The 15,374-nt window shown below is 41.5% G+C and carries 13 protein-coding genes and 1 riboswitch; of the genes, 12 read left to right on the forward strand and 1 reads right to left on the reverse strand.

Translation table 11 applies throughout. The features are described 5' to 3' along the window. The first annotated feature begins 9 nt into the window (after positions 1 to 9). The 10 genes from DEAC_RS02295 to DEAC_RS02340 all read left to right on the forward strand — a co-directional run bounded on the left by DEAC_RS02295 (position 10) and on the right by DEAC_RS02340 (position 10,249). Positions 10 to 438 (forward strand): universal stress protein, encoded by a 429-nt coding sequence (locus DEAC_RS02295; protein ID WP_047808434.1) that lies wholly within the window; start codon positions 10 to 12, stop codon positions 436 to 438. A 220-nt stretch (positions 439 to 658) separates the two neighbouring features. Then, entirely contained in the window at positions 659 to 976 is a 318-nt protein-coding gene (locus tag DEAC_RS02300) for a hypothetical protein (protein ID WP_047808435.1), read from the forward strand. Positions 977 to 1,213: 237 nt separating this feature from the next. Continuing rightward, positions 1,214 to 1,684, forward strand: coding sequence for a CtsR family transcriptional regulator (locus DEAC_RS02305; RefSeq protein WP_047808436.1), 471 nt, complete (start codon positions 1,214 to 1,216; stop codon positions 1,682 to 1,684). Positions 1,685 to 1,697: 13 nt separating this feature from the next. After that, positions 1,698 to 2,213, forward strand: a complete 516-nt coding sequence (locus DEAC_RS02310) for a UvrB/UvrC motif-containing protein (protein ID WP_047808437.1) — start codon at positions 1,698 to 1,700, stop codon at positions 2,211 to 2,213. Beyond that, the gene (locus tag DEAC_RS02315) at positions 2,203 to 3,243 is read left to right on the forward strand and encodes a protein arginine kinase (RefSeq protein ID WP_047808438.1); all 1,041 of its coding nucleotides are present in this window, start codon (positions 2,203 to 2,205) and stop codon (positions 3,241 to 3,243) included. The genes DEAC_RS02310 and DEAC_RS02315 overlap by 11 nt, the downstream gene beginning before the upstream one ends. A 79-nt stretch (positions 3,244 to 3,322) precedes the next feature. Next, positions 3,323 to 5,764, forward strand: coding sequence for an ATP-dependent Clp protease ATP-binding subunit (locus DEAC_RS02320; protein WP_047808439.1), 2,442 nt, complete (start codon positions 3,323 to 3,325; stop codon positions 5,762 to 5,764). A gap of 291 nt (positions 5,765 to 6,055) precedes the next feature. Then, positions 6,056 to 6,640, forward strand: coding sequence for a DUF6789 family protein (locus DEAC_RS02325; RefSeq protein WP_047808729.1), 585 nt, complete (start codon positions 6,056 to 6,058; stop codon positions 6,638 to 6,640). 249 nt (positions 6,641 to 6,889) lie between these two features. Next, on the forward strand, positions 6,890 to 8,272 hold the full coding sequence (gene radA / locus DEAC_RS02330) for a DNA repair protein RadA (protein WP_083995876.1): 1,383 nt from the start codon (positions 6,890 to 6,892) through the stop codon (positions 8,270 to 8,272). A 183-nt stretch (positions 8,273 to 8,455) separates the two neighbouring features. Next, the gene (locus tag DEAC_RS02335; RefSeq protein ID WP_047808441.1) at positions 8,456 to 9,724 is read left to right on the forward strand and encodes a double-cubane-cluster-containing anaerobic reductase; all 1,269 of its coding nucleotides are present in this window, start codon (positions 8,456 to 8,458) and stop codon (positions 9,722 to 9,724) included. 348 nt (positions 9,725 to 10,072) lie between these two features. Beyond that, complete coding sequence (locus DEAC_RS02340; protein WP_047808442.1) at positions 10,073 to 10,249, forward strand: rubredoxin; 177 nt, start codon at positions 10,073 to 10,075, stop codon at positions 10,247 to 10,249. A 44-nt stretch (positions 10,250 to 10,293) separates the two neighbouring features. Here DEAC_RS02340 and DEAC_RS02345 read toward each other — a convergent pair whose 3' ends face one another. Next, positions 10,294 to 12,105, reverse strand: a complete 1,812-nt coding sequence (locus DEAC_RS02345) for a PAS domain-containing sensor histidine kinase (RefSeq protein WP_053006259.1) — start codon at positions 12,103 to 12,105, stop codon at positions 10,294 to 10,296. 270 nt (positions 12,106 to 12,375) lie between these two features. Continuing rightward, a riboswitch (cyclic di-AMP (ydaO/yuaA leader) is annotated at positions 12,376 to 12,520 on the forward strand. 110 nt (positions 12,521 to 12,630) lie between these two features. Here DEAC_RS02345 and DEAC_RS02350 point away from each other — a divergent pair. Together DEAC_RS02350 and DEAC_RS02355 are read left to right on the forward strand one after the other, a co-directional pair. Next, positions 12,631 to 13,995, forward strand: a complete 1,365-nt coding sequence (locus DEAC_RS02350; RefSeq protein ID WP_047808443.1) for a citrate/2-methylcitrate synthase — start codon at positions 12,631 to 12,633, stop codon at positions 13,993 to 13,995. Between the two features lie 481 nt (positions 13,996 to 14,476). Further along, positions 14,477 to 15,346 carry a DMT family transporter gene (locus DEAC_RS02355; protein WP_047808444.1) on the forward strand — a complete coding sequence of 290 codons (870 nt, stop codon included), beginning with the start codon at positions 14,477 to 14,479 and terminating at the stop codon, positions 15,344 to 15,346. The last annotated feature ends 28 nt before the right edge of the window (positions 15,347 to 15,374 follow it).

Consider the following 15,374-nt stretch of genomic DNA (forward strand, 5'->3'; position numbering starts at 1 on the left):
GTGATAGGATTGTTTAAAAAAATTCTCGTCCCTACGGATGCCTCTGAATTTTCGCGGCGTGCTCTGAAGGCCGCCATAGACTTAGCTCAAACTGTTCAGGCTGAGATAGAACTTCTACATGTTAGTTTTACCCCCCAGGCGTTTTGGGGGTATACGATTTCATATGGTATTACGGTAACTCAGGATCAACTGGACAAAAGCGGAGACCTGGCTCTCGAGGCAACTCTGACGGGTATCGATACTTCAAAGGTTGTAATTAAGAAGACGCTGAAATCAGGTCATCCCGTGACGGTGATTCTCGATGAGATCAAAAATGAGGAAATCGATTTGATAATTATGGGAAGTCATGGCTATGGAGCTATCACAGGGTCAGTATTAGGAAGCGTAAGCCAAAGGGTGCTTCAGAAAGCCGGATGTCCGGTTCTGATCATTAAATAGAAATTAGGAAGTATTATAAACCTTTGACACAAACTATGCTGCAATTCCGTGATTTATAGCGAGCAAGAAAGACAAAATCCCTGCATTCATTGCAGGGATTTTTAGTCTAAGGGCGAATAGCAGAGATAGAGAAGTAATACACAGATCTTGGGGCAATTAACTTACGATTTGGAGGTGCCAAGCGGGGCCTTTGTAAGAAAAGGGTTATCGCTTTACGTTCATGAAAGAGCATAATATTTGGCTGAGTCAAGAAGAACTCCAACAGATGTTGCATGGCTCCATACTTTGGGCGGATATTGCGTGCCGCACGTCGACGTCTCGGATCGGAATGCGAAGGTCAGAAGAACTAGCTAGAGAGCCAAGACCTGTTCCTGAAGAAACAGCTCAAATCCTCGAACCAAAGGTTTTTGCTAACATAGAGGATAAAAACACAGATGGAAATAAGCCCTTAGAAGGGCAGCCTGTTGTTTGGCTGCTTGGCAGTATTGGTTTGCTAACGGTGTCATCTTGGTTTTATTTTGTCTTGTTTTCAAAATAGTTGTTAAACAATGAAGTTTATCTAAGGACTGTCTATTGACAGTCTTAATTATTTTCGGCAGACCATAAAACTAATAAGTAACTAATAAGATTAATTTTTTATGAATTTTAATGTTTTTAAGAAAAATCCTTTGCAAATTTTGAGGAAAATGGGTATCATATAAGCAGAAGGTCAGGAAAGGTCAATGTTTGTTGGGCTGGCTTAGGCAAAGATTATTTGACAAGGAGTACATCAAATATGGGAAATCTTGCGGATCGCATTGAAGAATATCTTAAAAGAATTCTGGAACAAACGCCAGATGGGTATATTATATTACAACGTAGCGAGCTGGCGGGAGAATTTGACTGCGTTCCATCTCAGATTAACTATGTATTGGATACTCGGTTTACCGTTGAACGAGGTTATTTAGTGGAAAGCCGCCGAGGGGGCGGAGGATACTTGCGAATTGTCCGCTTAGGATTAGGCATGGAAGGTCAATATCAGCAGATTATGCGTCAATTAATAGGTGAGCAGCTTACACAGGTGCGTTGCAATGGACTGGTCGATCGATTGCTTGATGAACAGTTGGTGACGGTTCGCGAAGCGGCTCTAATTAAAGGAATTCTCTCTGGAGGGGCTTTGAGCGGAGAATTTAGCGATTGGAATGTACTTCGTGCTCAATTAATGAAGAGTATTTTAACCACGTTGAGCAGGGATGATTTGCTTTAAAGGGGGATTTGATATGCTTTGTCAACATTGTCAGCAAAGAGAAGCTAAAGTACAGATAATGAAGACAGAAAATGGGGAGACCCGTGAAGTTTATCTTTGTGAAGTTTGTGCAAAACAAACTAAGGAAGTCAGTTTTATTTTCCATCCCGTTATTGTTCCCGAGTTCCTTCAAGCTTTATTTGGTTTAAATCCTAAATTACCGGAACAACCTTCGGAGAAAGTTTGCCCGAAGTGCGGTATATCCTTCTCCAAAATAACTCAGGCCGGTAAGCTTGGCTGCAGCACTTGTTATGAAACCTTCGAAACGCAGCTTGAACCATTGCTTCGCAGGATACATGGCGGAGGGCAAAATGTAGGTAAAGTTCCTGTCAGACGAGGAAGTGCTATCAAAAACCGTTTGGAAGAGCGAAAGCTTAAAGAAAAGCTCCAGCTATTAATTCAGCAAGAAAATTTCGAAGAGGCAGCTTTGGTTCGGGATCAAATCCGCGAGATCGAACAGCTCAAGGGAGAGGAAAACCATGACACGTAAAGAACTTCTTTTGCAAACTAGTGCTTGGATGGCTGAATCGGATTCCCCTGTCGTGATTAGCAGTCGTGTACGGTTAGCCCGTAACCTTGAGAACTATCCTTTCCCTCATGTTTTAAATATAGAAGGGGCGAGTCAGCTGGAACAGATCTTGGCGCAGGCTCTTACAACGATTCAGTTGGATCAGGACTCTTTACAGTATATGTCTCTGACGAATCTGACCAGCATTGAGCATCAGGTGTTGATTGAAAAGCATTTAATCAGCCCAAGTCTGGGGGAATCTTCCGGATCAAGCGGGGTAGCTCTTGCTCAGGATCATAAATATGCCGTGATGGTCAATGAAGAAGACCATTTAAGAATTCAAGTTCTTTTGCCGGGAAGACAATTGCTGGAGTGCAATCGTTTAGCAATGGCCTTAGATGACGCTCTGGAGGAAAAACTCGATTTCGCTTATCGGGAAAACCAGGGATATCTTACAGCCTGCCCGACCAATGTGGGAACGGGTCTAAGAGCTTCGGTTATGGTTCATTTGCCCGGTTTAGTAATGACTAAACAGGTGCAGCAAGTTTTGGGAGCTTTGACGAATTTAGGCTTAGCTATCCGAGGATTGTATGGAGAAGGATCTCAAGCCTATGGGCAGATGTTCCAAGTCTCTAATCAGATTACCCTAGGAAAAAGCGAAGAGGATATTCTCACCCATTTAGAAGCAGTGACCGGACAAATTCTAGAACATGAACTTCAGGCCCGTGAATATCTTCGCAGACAGATGCCCTTATTCTTAGAGGATAAAGTTTGGCGGGCCCGAGGAATTCTGAAAAATGCCCGTCTGCTAACTTCTGAGGATGCGATGCAGTTATTATCCCAAGATCGTTTGGGAACAGATATGGGAATATTACCTAAGAACAAAGAGAGTTTTGCAACGCTGCTTGTCAATACTCGTCCGGGATGTTTGCAATACATTCTTGATCGGGAATTGGATCCCAGTCAGCGAGATGCTGAAAGAGCCCGTTTGATTCGAGAACAGACAACATGATCGAGGCATGAAACAGGAAGCGGGAAAACAAACACTAAATAGAATTACTTCTTAAATGTTAACGGAAAGGATGAACGCAATGAAAGGACGCTATACAGAACGTGCAGAAAAGGTTTTAATGATAGCTCAGAGCGAAGCTAAACGCATGGGACACAAGGTTGTAGGCACTGAGCATATTTTGCTGGGGCTTATTCAAGAAGGGGAGGGAATTGCTGCCCAAGCCTTAAAAAATTTGGGCCTGGATCTTGAAAAAATCCGGAAAATGGTTGAAGAAGTCACAGGTATAGGTCAACCCAACATGGGAGCTGTAGAACTGACACCGCGGGTAAAAAAAGTCTTAGAGTTGGCCAATGAGGAAGCCCATCGCCAAGACGTCAATTATATTGGTACAGAACACCTTCTTTTAGGTCTTATCATGGAAGGAGAGGGAATTGCCGCTCGAATTTTGGCTAATCTAAATGTTAATCCGGAAAGAGTTTGGAAACAAGTGGTTAAATTGTTGGGCGGAGAATTAGATGAATCTGCTGTTCCGTCTTCCAACTCAGTTCCAGTCGGCAAAAACGCTGGGCCTGCCAATACTCCTTCCTTAAATGAATTTGGGCGGGATCTCACGCAGCAAGCCCGTGAAGGCAGACTGGATCCTGTTATCGGCCGAGAGCAAGAAATAGAACGAGTAATCCAAGTCTTAAGCCGACGAACAAAAAACAATCCGGCGTTAATTGGCGAGCCGGGGGTAGGAAAGACGGCGATTGCTGAAGGTTTAGCACAAGGAATTATCAACAATCGAGTACCTGAGATCCTTAGCGGCAAGCGGGTAATAACGCTGGATCTTTCGGCTATGGTTGCAGGCAGCAAGTATAGAGGAGAATTTGAAGAACGTTTGAAAAAAGTTATGGAAGAAATCCGGGCAGACGGGAATATTATCCTCTTTATTGATGAATTGCACACTCTTATTGGAGCAGGTGCAGCTGAGGGAGCCATTGACGCGGCCAATATTTTAAAACCGGCCCTAGCTCGTGGAGAATTGCAGTGTATAGGTGCTACGACTTTAGAAGAGTATCGTAAATATATTGAGAAGGACTCAGCCTTGGAACGCCGTTTCCAACCTATCACGGTCAGTGAACCCACGGTAGAGGAAGCAATCTTAATCCTGCGCGGCTTACGAGATCGTTATGAAGCCCACCATAGGGTTAAAATTACCGATGAAGCCATTGAAAGTGCAGTACGGCTGTCTGATCGCTACGTATCAGATCGTTTCTTGCCGGATAAGGCTATTGACTTAATGGATGAGGCTGCGTCAAAAGTTAGGCTCACCAGTTATATTGCCCCCCCGGATTTAAAAACGCTTGAAGAGGAAATTGAACGACTGAAGAAGGAAAAAGAGTCTGCTGTTACGAGTCAGGAATTCGAAAAGGCTGCTCAATTAAGGGATCGGGAACACAAACTGAAGGAAGAGCTTGCCAAACAACGGGAAGAATGGGAAAGCAAGCGCCAGAAAGAAAACTCAACGGTTACAGAGGATGATATTGCGCAGATTGTAGCCAGCTGGACCGGAATCCCTGTTAAAAAATTGGCTCAAGAGGAAAGTGAACGGCTTCTGAACCTTGAGGAAATTCTTCACCAGAGAGTTATCGGACAAGACGATGCAGTAACTGCTGTCGCACGAGCAGTTCGACGGGCGCGGGCAGGTTTAAAGGACCCTAAACGACCAATTGGCTCCTTTATTTTCCTGGGGCCTACAGGCGTCGGAAAAACAGAGCTTGGTCGTTCTCTAGCTGAAGCTATGTTCGGGGATGAAAAAGCGTTAATTCGCATTGACATGTCGGAATATATGGAGAAACATGCTGTTTCTCGTTTAGTGGGAGCTCCTCCCGGCTATGTGGGGCATGACGAAGGCGGACAACTTACAGAAGCGGTCAGAAGAAAGCCTTACAGCGTTGTCTTGTTAGATGAAATTGAAAAAGCACATCCCGAGGTGTTCAATATTTTGCTTCAAGTTCTTGAGGATGGGCGTTTGACGGATACGAAAGGGAGAACTGTTGATTTCCGCAATACAGTCATCATCATGACATCCAATGTTGGTTCATCTTTTTTGCGTAAGGAAGCCATGGGTTTTGCCGCTCAGAAGGATGAGAAAACGGAATATAAAAATATGCGTGGTCAGGTTATGGAAGAATTAAAACGTACTTTCCGTCCTGAGTTCCTGAATCGTATCGATGAACTGGTGGTCTTCCATTCTCTGAAGAAAGAGCATCTGGCGAAAATTACGGAAATTCTTACTCTGCAGATGAATAAACGTCTGAAGGAGTTTGGCCTGGAGCTTCAGATCGATCCAAGTGCCATTGAGCTAATTGCCAAAGATGGCAATGATCCAACCTTTGGAGCTCGCCCCTTACGCAGGGCAATTCAACGCTTAATTGAGGATGCATTGTCTGAGAAGATCCTTCAAGGTGAGTTTAAAGTTGGAGACAAAATTTGTGCACGAGCAGATGAGGATAAAATAGTCTTCTCGCACTGCTAATTGATAGCGGACTTCTGCAAAAGTATTAAATGGCAGATATTAAGGAATAATGAATTTTGAGAAACGGGGTTGTAACTTTGATTACAACCTCGTTTTTAAACATCAGCCGGAAAACAACCCCCATTTATAGAAGCAGGGGCCTTAAGAACTGAATAAATGGACCTTCAATAGTAATTAATGTTTAATACACGAGAAAATGTAAAACAGCACCTAAATACACCAGATTATTACTAAATGATTATTAAAAAAGTGAACATACTAAAAATTAATAAGGAGGTGGTATCAGTGCTCATGAAAGCAATAAGTTTATTCAATAGACTGGGCAAAACTCAAGATTCCATTTTGACAGGATTATTGGGAGGTCTGGTTGGGACTATCTTTATGGATATATCAAATGAAGTAATCTATCGAGCTGGGAAAACGGAAGGACGTTATGCAACAATGGCAGGTCAGCTGTTTGTAAGTCCAATCAGAACGAAGCAGAAAAAGAATTTCATTCTAGGGCAAATTCTACATTTGGCAACAGGTTCGATTTTTGGCCTTCCACTAATGTACATTTTAAAGAAGACAGGTAAGGACCATTATGTGGCCAAAGGGCTAGTATCATCTATCATAACCTGGGGTGTTTTATATACGGGTGGTCAAAAAGTGGGCTTATATAAAAAGACCCACCTAACAAAGTCTCAGTATTCGGCGATGTTCAATAATTTGATTTATGGAATAACTTCTGCCAAGGCTATGTTAATGATGGCTGATTCAAATGTTTTTGAAAAACGTGAACGTCTAAATCCAACAACGTTTGACACGAAGGGTGATTATCAGTACTTGATCGAAAATGGTCTGAGTACGGATCAAAAACAGACCTATTTACATTGATTAATTTTAAAACAATTGAAGAAATCTATCGACTAATACCGGGTAAGACTTGAAATGTGCAAACAGTACTTACCTGGTTTTTTGATTCGCATTTGTGAGCTGATACTATATACTTCTCCTTCTCATAAAGCATTATAATAAGAGTAAGATCCAAAAGTGAGAGACATAATCCATAGATAGTAGTATTAAAACAGTGATATCCCTGAGGTACTGGTAAGCATCCTAAGGGATTATGAAATGGAGTTTGGTATGAAAGTTAAGATCATTTATCGTTGTTCGAACTGCGGCAGTGAGAGCCCAAAATGGATGGGAAAATGTCCAACCTGTGAAGAATGGAACACCTTTGAAGAACTTATTAACCAACCAATATCTTCTCAGAGTCCAACAGTGAAACAGACGGGTTCTGTCAAGAGGTTATCTGAAGTTTCAGCCGCTAATAGTGACAGAATTGTTACCAGCATTCTTGAGTTTAACCGAGTTCTAGGCGGTGGCATCGTTAAAGACTCGATTATTATACTTACAGCAAGACCGGGAGCCGGAAAGTCAACCTTGTTGTTACAAGTAGCTGATGATGTGGCATCTCAAGGATATAAGGTGCTTTATGCATCGGCAGAAGAAAGCGATACGCAAATAAAAAATAGAGCCGATCGAATTTTAAAGGGAATAAATGGTGATATTTGGATATATTCTAATACAAGTATGGATCATGTGCTCCTTACAGTCAATGAATTGGATCCGGATTTAGTTATTATCGATAGTATTCAAACCTTTACGTTGGAAGAACACCATTCACGTCCTGGTTCTCCCATTCAAACTATGGGCTGTGCCAATGAACTTTTAAAAGTTGCCAAAAACAATGAACGCCCCAGAGCAGTGATTATGGTTGGTCAGATGACGAAGGATGATGAAATTGCCGGGTTACGAGCGTTAGAGCACCTAGTTGATGCTGTTTTGATCTTGAATGGGGAAAACGGGGAAGAATTACGAGGAGCCTGGTGTTCGAAGAACAGGTTTGGGAGTACGGGAGAAATCGGTTTTTTCTCTATGACAGAAAAGGGAATGTTATCCATCGATAATCCTTCAGAATTCTTCATGACCCAGAGGGAAGAAGGCCAAACGGTTTCAGGAAGCGCTTTAGCCGTTATAAAGGAAGGAACACGCCCAATTATCGTGGAAGTTGAAAGCCTTGTTTCAAAATCCTTTACCCCCTATCCCTCCAGAATTGCTGAATGTTTAAGGCGTGACCAACTAAATACTCTTATTTCTATTCTGGAACAACGCGGAAAGATTAGCCTCTACGATAAAAATGTTGTGATAAAAACAACAGGGGGTCTTCAACTCAAAGAGCAGGCGGTTAATTTAGCAATTATTATGTGTATCGTTTCTTCAGTTATGGATAAAGCAATTCCTAATGACACAGTGTTCGTAGCCGACGTCGGGCTGACTGGAGAACTAAAGAAAGTTCCGGCTATTGAAGCGAGGATACGAGAAATAGACCGAATGGGATTCCGGCGTGTCTACGTGGCGAGAAATACCGTACGCGATTCTTCTCGGTTTAAGAATCTTGATATAATTGAGCTTAACACTTTATATGAAGTCATAAAACATTTAGGCATGAAGGCTGGGGGATAATATGTCCGACTGTTACAAAAAACTATAAGAAATGAGCAACTCCTAAAGAAAAGCCGGAACACATTTTGATGCGCTCCGGCTATTAATATTTAACACTATTAGTAAAACTACTCTTCTAGTCATGGGTATTTAATGATAATATATAATAAGCAAAAAGTTATGATTGGGGAGGGGAAAAAATTAATGGATAACCGAGAATTATGGACAGCATTGGATATGGATTTAGAAAAACACGATGATTTTTTGGCACCGATACCCACAGTTTTTACGAGTTTATTTTTAGATCGGCCTAATCGTCCCAAAGGGATGGGATATTTTGATACAGTGGTTGGTGATGTTCATGGAATTCGTGTTCATGAACTTTATGCTAAGAAGCAAGCCGGTGGGAAGGTGTTTTCAACCTTTTGCGTATATGTGCCGGAGGAAATTATTGTGGCGACGGGGAGTGCCAGCATTGGCCTCTGTGCCGGGGCTCAGTATACTGTTCCTTCGGGGGAAAAGGTTCTGCCCCGTAATCTATGTCCTTTGATTAAATCGACAATGGGTTTCAAATTAGACCGCATATGCCCCTATTTCCAAGTTTCTGATTGGGTCATTGGGGAAACGACTTGTGATGGAAAGAAGAAGGCCTGGGAAATTCTTAACAAGTATATCCCTACATATGTCATGGAACTGCCGCAAAAGAAGGAAACCAAAGATGTTTCCCTTTGGGAAGAAGAAGTGCGGGAATTCGCCTCATTTATTGAACGCGAAACAAAGGTGAAATTAACTGCTGAGAATCTTGCTCAGGGAATTGAGACGATTAACAATAAACGCCTTGCCCTACAAAGATTGGCTGACTTAAGAAAACATACCCCGGCACCGATTCACGGCTTGGATGTCCTCTTAATTAATCAGCTCTCATTCTTTGATGATCCTGTACGTTTTGCTGCACAAGTAAATGCCTTGTGCGATGAACTTGATCAGCGGGTCAAAGAGGGCATTGGTGCCGCACCTGCCGATGCTCCGAGGATATTAGTAACGGGGACTCCCCAGCCCTTACCAGCATGGAAACTTCATGCTTTAATTGAACAGGCAGGGGCTGTTGTTGTTGGGGAGGAAACCTGTACCGGAGAACGTTATTATAAGGATATTACTGAACGTGCCGATAACGTCGGGGATATGCTTACTAATATTGCCAAGCGGCCTTTAAAAGTGAATTGCGCTTGCTTTACCCCGAATCAAGGACGATTCGAAGATATTGTGCACATGGCTGAAAACTTAAAAGCGGATGCTGTAATCGATTTTTCGCTTCAATTCTGTCAGCCCTATGGTGTGGAAAGTTATTTCGTGGGCAAAGAAATGGAGAAAAAACATATTCCATATCTGCGGCTGGAAAGCGATTTTTCTGAAGAAGATCAAGGTCAGCTTTTAACTCGAATAGAAGCTTTACTAGAGATGATTCGTGTATGAGGCAAGTCGGATTGCATCTCGGCTCAGTGAATACAAAGTTAGTTGTTCGCTGCGTTAGGCGCAGCATTGCTTGCTTAAGCTTCGCGGGCATAGGTAGTCTATAAGACACTTACTAACAGTGATAAAGTGTTTATCCCCTTGGACTGGTGATTTAAAGGCTACAACTTATAAGAATGACTATAGCAATAGGGGCTGTTGCAGATTCAATTTGCGCAGCCCCTTTAATCCTTCAATGGAGATATTATTAAATTTTTCAAATAAGGTTTAAAATAATACTTATAAGGCTTTGCTATTATATTTAAATTATTATAATTTAATGATAAAATAAAGATAAAAGGGGGAGTTAAGATGAGCGAAGAGAACAAAATGTGGCAATGTCAAATGCAAAGTTGTGGGTATATCTATAATCCGGAAAAGGGTTGTAAAAAAAGTAAAGTACCTGCGGGTGTGCCCTTCGAGGAACTGCCGGATACCTGGAGATGTCCATTATGCGGAGCCAGTAAGAAGGCATTCAAACCTGTGTAAAGTTTAAGACTAGAACTCTCATTTTTCTTGAGTGGAGCTTTTCACTAAGAGGGTATTTCCTTTAGACTGGGATCCTTAAAACGCACAATAAATTTTGTGCCGGAAGGAGAAGTTATCACTTCAATTTTAGCATTATGTCTTTCGGCAATATTAAAACACGTAGACAGGCCGATCCCTGTTCCGCCTTTTTTCGTTGTTTGAAAAGGAGTGCCCAAACGTTCTAGAATTTCCTGACTGATGCCAGAGCCTTGGTCTTCTACCTCCAGAACAATACTATTTTTGTTTTGATAGGTCCTTAAGTTTAAAGTTCCCTTAGGGCTCATTGCTTCAAGGCCATTCCTTGTGAGATTAAGGACGAGTTGTCTCATTTCGCGTTCATCTAACATGAGTTCAGGGACTTTCTCTGCCTCAAGGACGACAAGTTTATCTTGATTGGTTGCATCAGCCATAATTAAAGGGTATAAAGAATCCACTAAGTTATTGAGTTTGACTGGTGTCCGCAATTTGGCATTAATTTTAGCAACAGATAAAAATTCATTAAGAATGCCATTAGCCCGATCTAACTCGCTGATCATAAGATCAAAATAATCAGTGTTTTCCTGAGAAATGTTTTTGCTTTTTAAGAGTTGCAAAAAGCCGCGAACGGTTGTCATGGGGTTTCTTACTTCATGGGCAATACTTGTTGCCAGCTCACCAACGAGGTTTAACCGATCTAAACGGCCTATTTCTTCTTCAGCAAGTTTGCGTTTGGTAATATCCAGGAGCTGCATTAGAAATAACTGAGTTCCGTCAAAATCCTCAAAAGGATGCTGATATACTTCATAAATAACATCTTTGATAATGCACTGCCATTGTAGGGGGCTGGAGGATTGGGTTTTCGATTCCATATTACAGTCCTTACAAGGACGATTTCTATTAAAAAGGAGTTCAAAACATTTTTTATTACCAGGTTCGCCCTGAATCTCCTTAAACTTATGATTAGCAAAAACAACGTTTCCCTCAGAGGTACGCAGGTAAACTAAACCGGGGAGTCCGGCTAAAATAGCGTGAAGACGTTTTTGCTCATCTGCCAGGGATTTCTCCAAGCACTTCTGATCGGAAATATCTCGAAAGTAGACAGAGAGGCCTTCCGGAGAAGGATAAACGTTAACCCTAACCCAGCCGCATGAAAGCACTGAGAAAGCTTCAAAATAGATATGTTTTTGGGTAAGTTTGGCTTCTGTGAATTTCAGGAAGTACAGATCATCTGATTCAGGGAATATATCCCAGTAATATTTCCCCAGAATTTTTTCCTTTTTTGACGATAAGAAAAGTTGGGCAGCAGAACCGTTGACATAAACAAACTTCCATGAATTATCGAGAACATAAAAGTAATCGGATATATTGTGAAAGATGCTGTGGATTCTGATATCTGGTTTATCAGCAGCCTTATTGTTAGGAATTATACCGTCAGCAGTCGGGCAAGCAATTGCATAAAAAACTTCCTCCGTAGGAATGGGGATCAGCATCCAGGAAAATTGCTGATAGGTGCCGTTAGAAAGACAGTAGCGATTCGTTAAACCATGAATTCTCTTTCCTTTCATTACTTCTGTGATTGCTTGGATTGAAGACTTTTGGTCATCAGGATGAACATATTGTCGGATGATCTCTGCCGCTGTTAGATTTTCTATGGTTTTTTGGGTAATTCCAAGAAGTGTTGGCAAAACTGGATTGCTGTACTGGGTCCGTCCATCTAAGGAATTGATGATAAAGACATAATTGAAATTTAAGAAGACTTTTTTCAGCTTAAGAAGCTCCTTTAAGGAAACCTCTGGAATATTTGTATCCAAAGCTAACTCCTTTTCTGCATCTATCATATCTAATGCCCTTATAACTCTAATACGTACTAATCAGTGAACTCGTTCAGCTAAAGCTGAATAAATAGTAGTTCTACAAATTAGCCTTAATCCCTTTTTAATAACAATTATTTTATATATACAATAATATATACTAAGTATCAATTAATATATATCATTACTTAAGATATCACCGGGGCTGAAGGTTAGTATCAATACAGCTCTATTTTATATAATTGATTATAATCTATAGATGTGATATAATATATTCCAATAAATGTATCATCTAAATGTCCTAAATCGCTTAATTCTTTTTAGAAGCGGGGGAACCATTTATCTGGGGTGAATCCTCCAAAGGAATTTTTTCCTGTGGGAGGTAGGGTTACTTTCGACCCGAATCCGTCAGCTAACTTCGTAAGCGTTGAAAGGAAAGAACGATAGGCTAGGCTCTTATTGCCCCGCCTTATTATTCTTTTACTTTTTCGACTTAGCTGACCCCAGACATTGTGTCTGGGGTGTTTTATTTTATTTGAGGGAGGATAAATGATGCCAAATTACGAACTAACCGAAGGGAAAACACTTGTCACTTTGAGCAAGACTGCCGAAAAGAACAGTTTGATAAATCCTGAATTATACAGCAAATACCAAGTCAAACGGGGGCTTAGGGATCTTGACGGAAGAGGTGTCCTTGTCGGTCTGACAGAAATTGGTGAAGTACACTCCTATATCCTGGACGAAGGTGAAATTATCCAAGTTCCAGGCCGATTACTTTATCGTGGCTATGATATTTCCGATTTGGTCAATGGATTCACACGAGATGGCCGATTCGGCTTCGAAGAGACTGCCTTTTTATTGCTTTTTGGCCATCTTCCTGATCAGAAAGGTCTAGAGGATTTCAAACAAATTTTGGCTGGTTATCAGAAGCTGCCGGAAGATTTTGCCCGCGATTTTATTTTGAAGTCCTCCAGCAAAGACATTATGAATGCTCTTGCCAGAAGTGTCCTTGCCTTATATTCTTTTGACGATAACCCTGACGATCCTTCCATCAGCAATGTTTTAAAACAATGCTTGCTGCTGATAGCCTGTTTTCCATCCTTAGCGGTGTATGCTTATCACGCCTTATCCCATTACTATAGCAATCAAAGTCTCTTTATTCACAGCCCGCGTCCGGAGTTAAGCACAGCCGAGAACATTCTGACAATGCTGAGACCGGACAGTAAGTACACCAAACTTGAAGCTGCGCTCCTGGATCTCGCTTTGGTGCTGCATGCTGAACATGGCGGGGGAAATAATTCGACCTTTGTTACTCATGTCGTAACTTCTACCGGCACAGATACTTATTCGGCGATGTCGGCAGCTATAGGTGCTCTTAAAGGGCCGCGGCATGGCGGAGCTAATATTAAAGTAATTAAAATGTTTGAAGATATGAAGAATCAGCTCAAGGATTGGAATGATGATGAAGAAATTGAGCAATATCTAACTCGGATTTTAACAAAAGATGCCTTTGACCGGTCTGGCTTGATCTATGGGATAGGCCACGCCGTTTACTCCATTTCAGATCCGAGAGCCGTTATTCTTAAGGATTATGCAGCCAAACTAGCTCAGGAAAAAGGACTGGATGATGAATTTAAACTCTACGCATCGGTAGAAAGGTTAGCTCCTCAAGTAATCGCTAAGTTTAATAGGATGTATAAAACAGTCAGTGCCAATATCGATTTTTACTCCGGATTCGTTTATAAAATGCTTAATATCCCTGTTGAAATGTATACACCCATGTTTGCTATTGCTCGAATCGCAGGCTGGAGTGCCCATCGTATTGAGGAAATTGTTAATGCCGGAAAAATTATTAGGCCGGCTTATAAAAGTGTGGCGCGACGACAAAAGTACCTTGATTTGATTGAGAGAAATTAGTCCTTCTAAATTATAGAAGTCATTCTCATTATTCAGGACTAAATGAGCATTAAGCTTAAGGCAAGAGCTTTGGCAGCGGTGTAATCACCGGTGCCTTTTTTATGTGTAAAGGTTTTTTAGTCTAGGAGAAGTCTTTGAGAGTAAGTAAAAGAGAGGCAAGGTATGGGAAACGCTCCACTTGTAGGGGTGGGAGTTTTACGATTGGATAAAACGGGAGTGAACTCGCTTACGCTAAAGCTGAACATCGGGGCTTCAGATACAATAATGTCCGGTGGACATTATTGCCGAGCCGCCTCTCTCAATAGGAATACTTAGCGGCGAAGGAGGACTCTACCCCACCTGAAGTTAACGAAGGATCAACGCCCACCACTTATAGAAGTGAGGGTCTTAAAAACTGGATAAAAAGGTATTCGCTGAAAAAGAGAGAATAGTATAGATTCAGCATCTTGACCTAAAGAGATCAGACAGGGGTGGAACGATAATGGGAAAATTAAAAATCCTTACAACCATGTTGATATTCGGTAGTATCGGGGTTTTTGTCCGCAATATTGCTTTGTCTTCCAGTGAGATCGCCTTTCTTAGAGGAATTATTGGCAGCGCCTTTTTGATTTTGGCAAGTATTCTTGTTAAACAAAGGCCATCCTTTAAGGCTATTAAACAAAATGGGTTACTTTTAGTCTTATCGGGCGCCGCCATCGGATGTAATTGGATTTTCTTGTTTCAAGCCTATAAATACACGACCATATCCAATGCAACCTTAAGTTATTATTTTGCTCCGATTTTTGTCATGATAATGGCTCCCTTTCTCCTTAAGGAACGATTAACGTTCACTAAGGTCGGATGCATTATTATTGCTATGGCCGGATTATTTCTAATTAACCTGGGAGGCAGCGATACAGGCAGTGGGAGTAATCATTTTCTCGGTATAGCATATGGTCTTTCAGCAGCAGTACTCTATGCGGGTGTCATCATCATGAATAAATTTATAAAAAACCTAACTGGGTTTGAAACTACCCTCGTGCAATTGATGGTATCAAGCCTGGTGCTCCTGCCTTATATTGTTTTGGGTGATACAGTAGATTTTTCTGGGTTAACCTTACGCTCAATGGTTTTCATCCTTATTCTAGGTATTCTTCATACAGGGATTGCTTACTTCTTATATTTCACAGCGATCAAAGAATTAAAAGGACAGACTATCGCCGCATTAAGCTATATTGACCCCATCACGGCGGTGATCATCTCGGCTGTCTTTCTGGGAGAAAAAATGAGTCCTTTGCAAATCATGGGCGGTGTTTTGATCCTAGGTTCTACCTTTTTAAGTGAGAGGTTGGATATAAGGTTGCAAAGCTAAAACAAAAGACCAGGACTTGAACCTGGCC

The sequence above is a fragment of the Desulfosporosinus acididurans genome (genome assembly GCF_001029285.1).
In the GTDB taxonomy this organism is placed as follows: Bacteria; Bacillota; Desulfitobacteriia; order Desulfitobacteriales; family Desulfitobacteriaceae; genus Desulfosporosinus; species Desulfosporosinus acididurans.